This is a genomic window from Bradyrhizobium sp. USDA 4541, from assembly GCF_024171085.1.
Lineage (GTDB): Bacteria > Pseudomonadota > Alphaproteobacteria > Rhizobiales > Xanthobacteraceae > Bradyrhizobium > Bradyrhizobium australafricanum.
The window spans coordinates 2,536,501-2,542,500 of record NZ_JALJZF010000001.1 but is presented as its reverse complement, the minus strand read 5'-3'; the positions used below and the strand labels follow the sequence as shown (position 1 = coordinate 2,542,500).

Annotated in this window: 3 protein-coding genes, 2 tRNA genes and 1 rRNA gene; 2 read left to right on the top strand and 4 right to left on the bottom strand. The window is 60.8% G+C overall.

Annotated elements, in window-relative coordinates; translation table 11 throughout:
* Nucleotides 1-9: 9 nt before the first annotated feature.
* From J2R80_RS11825 to J2R80_RS11815, 3 genes are all read right to left on the bottom strand, one after another.
* Nucleotides 10-85 (bottom strand) — tRNA-Ala (locus tag J2R80_RS11825).
* Nucleotides 86-120: 35 nt separating this feature from the next.
* Nucleotides 121-197 (bottom strand) — tRNA-Ile (locus tag J2R80_RS11820).
* 211 nt (nt 198-408) lie between these two features.
* Nucleotides 409-1,897, bottom strand: a 16S ribosomal RNA gene (locus J2R80_RS11815).
* A 1,008-nt stretch (nt 1,898-2,905) separates the two neighbouring features.
* Here J2R80_RS11815 and J2R80_RS11810 point away from each other — a divergent pair.
* Both J2R80_RS11810 and J2R80_RS11805 read left to right on the top strand, forming a co-directional pair.
* The gene (locus J2R80_RS11810) at nt 2,906-4,969 is read left to right on the top strand and encodes a M23 family metallopeptidase (protein ID WP_057017855.1); all 2,064 of its coding nucleotides are present in this window, start codon (nt 2,906-2,908) and stop codon (nt 4,967-4,969) included.
* A gap of 94 nt (nt 4,970-5,063) precedes the next feature.
* A complete protein-coding gene (locus J2R80_RS11805) occupies nt 5,064-5,321 on the top strand; it encodes a hypothetical protein (protein WP_057017856.1) in 258 nt (85 codons plus the stop codon).
* Here J2R80_RS11805 and J2R80_RS11800 read toward each other — a convergent pair.
* On the bottom strand, nt 5,295-5,633 hold the full coding sequence (locus J2R80_RS11800) for a hypothetical protein (RefSeq protein ID WP_253638607.1): 339 nt from the start codon (nt 5,631-5,633) through the stop codon (nt 5,295-5,297). The genes J2R80_RS11805 and J2R80_RS11800 overlap by 27 nt on opposite strands.
* Nucleotides 5,634-6,000: the final 367 nt, after the last annotated feature.

The window sequence follows — 6,000 nt, the reverse complement described above, 5'->3', positions numbered from 1 at the left end:
AATTCCATCTGGTGGAGCCAGACGGGATCGAACCGACGACCTCATGCTTGCAAAGCACGCGCTCTCCCAGCTGAGCTATGGCCCCGTACCAGAAGACGAATGCTCCGCACTCGATCAAAATGGTGGGCCTGGGAAGACTTGAACTTCCGACCTCACGCTTATCAAGCGCGCGCTCTAACCAACTGAGCTACAAGCCCCTAACACGAGAGACATGCCGGCGCGCACTCGACCTGAAGTCGGTACATCGCACAGCGCTCAGCCCCTGGCGCGTGTTCGTCCGCGAAGAAAGAGAAACGAAGACGGCGAAATCCCGCCAATGGAGCTCAACAATCCTGAAACTGTTGGCCCCTGAATGTTTCTAAAACGATCCGATAGATAGCGTGAGCTGATCTGAAGGATCATCCTTAGAAAGGAGGTGATCCAGCCGCAGGTTCCCCTACGGCTACCTTGTTACGACTTCACCCCAGTCGCTGACCCTACCGTGGCCGGCTGCCCCCTTTCGGTTAGCGCACCGTCTTCAGGTAAAACCAACTCCCATGGTGTGACGGGCGGTGTGTACAAGGCCCGGGAACGTATTCACCGTGGCGTGCTGATCCACGATTACTAGCGATTCCAACTTCATGGGCTCGAGTTGCAGAGCCCAATCCGAACTGAGACGGCTTTTTGAGATTTGCGAAGGGTCGCCCCTTAGCATCCCATTGTCACCGCCATTGTAGCACGTGTGTAGCCCAGCCCGTAAAGGCCATGAGGACTTGACGTCATCCCCACCTTCCTCGCGGCTTATCACCGGCAGTCTCCTTAGAGTGCTCAACTAAATGGTAGCAACTAAGGACGGGGGTTGCGCTCGTTGCGGGACTTAACCCAACATCTCACGACACGAGCTGACGACAGCCATGCAGCACCTGTCTCCGGTCCAGCCGAACTGAAGAACTCCGTCTCTGGAGTCCGCGACCGGGATGTCAAGGGCTGGTAAGGTTCTGCGCGTTGCGTCGAATTAAACCACATGCTCCACCGCTTGTGCGGGCCCCCGTCAATTCCTTTGAGTTTTAATCTTGCGACCGTACTCCCCAGGCGGAATGCTTAAAGCGTTAGCTGCGCCACTAGTGAGTAAACCCACTAACGGCTGGCATTCATCGTTTACGGCGTGGACTACCAGGGTATCTAATCCTGTTTGCTCCCCACGCTTTCGTGCCTCAGCGTCAGTATCGGGCCAGTGAGCCGCCTTCGCCACTGGTGTTCTTGCGAATATCTACGAATTTCACCTCTACACTCGCAGTTCCACTCACCTCTCCCGAACTCAAGATCTTCAGTATCAAAGGCAGTTCTGGAGTTGAGCTCCAGGATTTCACCCCTGACTTAAAGACCCGCCTACGCACCCTTTACGCCCAGTGATTCCGAGCAACGCTAGCCCCCTTCGTATTACCGCGGCTGCTGGCACGAAGTTAGCCGGGGCTTATTCTTGCGGTACCGTCATTATCTTCCCGCACAAAAGAGCTTTACAACCCTAGGGCCTTCATCACTCACGCGGCATGGCTGGATCAGGCTTGCGCCCATTGTCCAATATTCCCCACTGCTGCCTCCCGTAGGAGTTTGGGCCGTGTCTCAGTCCCAATGTGGCTGATCATCCTCTCAGACCAGCTACTGATCGTCGCCTTGGTGAGCCATTACCTCACCAACTAGCTAATCAGACGCGGGCCGATCTTTCGGCGATAAATCTTTCCCCGTAAGGGCTTATCCGGTATTAGCTGAAGTTTCCCTCAGTTGTTCCGAACCAAAAGGTACGTTCCCACGCGTTACTCACCCGTCTGCCGCTGACATATTGCTATGCCCGCTCGACTTGCATGTGTTAAGCCTGCCGCCAGCGTTCGCTCTGAGCCAGGATCAAACTCTCAAGTTGGACTTGAAACCTTGAACCGGCTGATCACAACGTTTGACGAGGTCCCACCATTCTTCGTCGACCGAAGTCAACGAGCCGCCTGCGATTCACATCGTTGGCAGCGATGGTGTAACCTTTAAAACGTGTACCGCCGAAGTCTTTCGTCCACTCTCAGAAGTCAAAAGCCGAAGCTTTCAAGTATTCCGAGAGACGCAAGGACTCCGCCGTCCACGTTTCTCTTTCTTCATCTTCACTTGTCAAACAGCCCGGGATCCGATGACCCCACACCCTTGGAGGGTGGTTCTACCCTTCACCGGCCGACGGTGAACTTCAACCGATTTATGTCGGCTGTTGTGTCACTCATCGAAGTGAGGAGCATCAGTGGCGCGTTCGCTCGCCTTGGTCAGTGACCCGGCGGCGCCGCGCTCAGTGGTTGGTTTATAGTCCGCACCCCTCGGGATTGTCAACGGCCATTGTCAACAAATCGTCGCACGCCCAAATCGCTTGTGCAGTGCGAAGAAATTCTCGTGCTTTCCGTGGCTTAGGTCGGAGGTAAAAATTCGCCGCCCAGCCCACGCGGCAAAAAACTTTAAAAAAAGTTCGTCGCCGGGCGGCCCGTGAGGCCCTCCAAAACGGGTTCCGACCGCCCCGGGGCCGGGCGGCGCGCATCGACCTGCTTTCAGGGAAGCTTTTCCACCTCAAATGCCGCACTTGAGCCACAATCCTGCGACGTTCTGGCTATAACGAATGCATTGAACCGCTCGTAACCTGTGGGGGCTGGGGCGGTTTTTCTGGGGGACCAGGCGATTTTCTCCAAAAATCCGTCGCCTCTTCCCTTCGCGGCCGAGCAACATCGAGAGATCTGCACACCATTGACGTTCGAGATCGCGGCTAGCTAATGGCCATCGGCTTCTCGAATTCGATGCGTGTGGCTCGCCACACTGCCGCGATTCCTCTTCGGGGGATCAAGGTGGGGACGAGGACGAGCTGAGGTCGATCGCAGTTGCTGGAATTTGGGGGGATATCGGGTTGAGCCAACGGGCGTCACGCGGAAGCGGAATTGGGCGCGAGACCGGGATGATCGATCTCGGTCACGAGCCGCCGCTTTCAGTCGACGGCACCGAGGCCGCGGTGATCGACCGTCGCCGTGTCTCCGTCCAATGGTTTAGCGGCACCATTCTGACTGGACTATGTGGCGCGGCCCTGATCGGCGGCGCCGTTTTTGCGTCGCTCGACGGCGAGATGACCTTCGCCAAGGTGCCGGAGCGTGTCGAAGGCGCGCTCCGCGGCGCGTTCACCGGCAACGATCGCGTCGTCAGCCTGCACAAGGGTGACCGCCTGCCGCCGCCCAGCGAATCCTCCGCCTCCCGCAGCCTGGTGCGCGTGTCGACCGTGACCCGCGTCGGCAATCGCGACGTGATGCGGGTGCGGCCCTTCATCCGAATTTCCGGCAATCTCTCGATGACCACGAGCGACCTGTCGGCAAAAATCCCTGCGTTCAACGCGCAGCGTCTCTTGACCGATGTCGGCTCCGACACGCCGGCGGCGGCCGAGGATCCGAATGCGGCGGCCGAGCCCGACGCCGAGGTCTCGTTCGTCACCAAGGATCTCGGCTCCGTGCTGCCGAAAGCCAAGCTCGCCGCGGTCGTCGCGCTCGACGACGTGCTGATGCGGGTCCGCGACGCCGCCAACTGGCGCGGCTCCGGCGGCTCGGTGCGCTACGCTTCACTCGCCAATGCCGCGGCTGACGCGAGCGGCGCCGGCCCCGACATGAGGATGGCCTACGCCACCGAGGGCAACACCTCCGATCCCTATGCCGGCTTCGAGACCCGCGTGGTGCCGGAAAACGTCACCCTGCTGCCGAAGACCAAAGAGCAGGTCACCGGCGGCAATCCGGTCGGCGAGCGGGTTCACCTCGTCAGGAAGGGCGACAGCATCACCTCGATCCTGCGCGATCAGGGCGCAACGCCCGACGAGGCGAAGGCGATCGCCGCAACGCTCGGCCCGCGTGGCCGCGAGGGCGGCCTGAAGGAAGGCCAGAAGGTACGGATCCTGATGGCGCCGGCCGCGCCCGGACCGAATGTCAGGCTGCAGCCCTATCGCGTGATCGTCGCCAACGAATCCGTCATCGAGGCCGTCGCTGCGCTGTCCGATCTCGGCAAATACGTTGCCGTCGACGTGCAGAGCATGAACACCGTCACCGAGACCGCCGACAATTCCAGCGACGATGACGAGGATGATGGCAGCGGCGTGCGGCTCTATCAGAGCATTTACGAGACCGCGCTGCGCAACAAGGTGCCGCCGACCGTCATCGAAGACATGGTCAAGATCTACTCCTACGACGTCGATTTCCAGCGCAAGGTCCAGCCCGGCGACTCGTTCGACGTGTTCTTTGCCGGCGAGGACGAGGGCGTCACCAGCACCGAAAAGACCGAAGTGCTCTACGCCGCGCTGACCGTGGGCGGCGAAACCAAGAAATACTACCGATTCCAGAGCTCCGACGACGGCCTCGTCGACTACTATGACGAGACCGGCAAGAGCGCGAAGAAGTTCCTGGTACGCAAGCCGGTCAACAACGCGATCATGCGTTCGGGCTTCGGCGGCCGCCGCCACCCGATCCTCGGCTATGTGAAGATGCACACCGGCGTCGACTGGGCCACCGCCTACGGCACGCCGATCTTCGCGTCCGGCAATGGCGTGCTCGAGAAGGTCGGATACGAGGGCGGTTACGGCAAATATATCCGCATGAAGCATGCCAATGGCTACGAGACCGCCTACGGCCACATGTCGGCCTTCGCCAAGGGCATGGAGATCGGCAAGAAGGTGCGGCAGGGCCAGGTGATCGGCTTCGTCGGCTCGACCGGCCAGTCGACCGGCCCGCACGTCCACTACGAAATCCTGGTCAACGGCCGATTCGTCGACCCGATGCGCGTGAAGCTGCCGCGCGGCCGTTCGCTCGAAGGCCCGATGCTGGCGAACTTCGAGAAGGAGCGCGACCGGATCGAGGCCCAGATGTCCAGCCGCGGCAGCTCGCGAATCGTCTCGGACGCCACCAGTTCCACGTCGCAGACGCGCTCCACCACCAACCGCTGACGGCGGAAACCTCGCTCAGGAAGCCGTTCCATCCGGAACCATCCGCGCCCGTCAGGCTTTGTCCGCTTAGGTAAACCTTGCAGAGGAGGCGCGCATGGCAAGCCTCACCCGCGACGATGTGCTGAAGGCCGTCGGCTCCGCCGACGACGTCACGATCGCGAGGATTATCGCGTCGGGGGCGACGATCACCGAGCTTGCCGAGGCGCAAGCCTGGCTCGCCAATGACGAGCCGCTGATCAATGCCGGCAAGCCGCTGGCCACCGGCCGCGCCCGCGAGCTGGTCGATATCCTGTCCGAACTCGAGCCCGGCGAGGACGACGAGCCGTCACCGCCCATCGCCCCGCCGGAATGACGGCGCGAGGCTGGCGCAGATCAGGAACACGATCCCGATCGCGGTCAGCCCGAACGCCACGGATGCGAGCGGGAGCAGCATGTCGATGGTGGCATGGGTGCTGTTGATCGTGCTGCCCCAGACCGCGAATTCGCCGGTCCGCCACTCCCGGAACGGAATCGACCGCTGATGCAGGTTGTGCCGATCGTCGTATTTCTGCCGGATCAGCGAAAGCACCCACGGCAACAGCACCGCGACGAACAGCGATACGCTGACGAACATCAGCGACAGCTCGACGTCGTCCTGACGGTCGAACAATATCCATGCCGCCACCGCGAACCACCGGCGGCTACGCCGTAGACGCGGGGATGAAGATCGTCATAGACGGGCCGGTTATGGGCAATGAGGTCTCTGCTCATGCAATTCGCCTGCTGCTGAGGGCGACCGGAGGTGTGGCTTTGCAGGATGATGCAAGGCGGCGCGCGAATCAGCGATGCGATTCGGACCGAATACTTCCCTTTGCAGCTGCGCGGGACGTTTGCCACGCCAGCCGATCATCAGGATGAAAACGAACGCCGTCCCGAGGCGGTTTCATTAATTCGGGCTCACAAAACCGGCCGCCGAACAGGAACTCCGTCGCATGCGGCCCGCCGATGTCATGGCGATGGATGCGGCCTGTCGCCAGGCCGCATCCGGTTTC

Bases quoted from the DNA above. Each gene is read 5' to 3' on its own strand.
- J2R80_RS11805 (WP_057017856.1), top strand. From the start codon at position 5,064: ATGGCAAGCCTCACCCGCGACGATGTGCTGAAGGCCGTCGGCTCCGCC.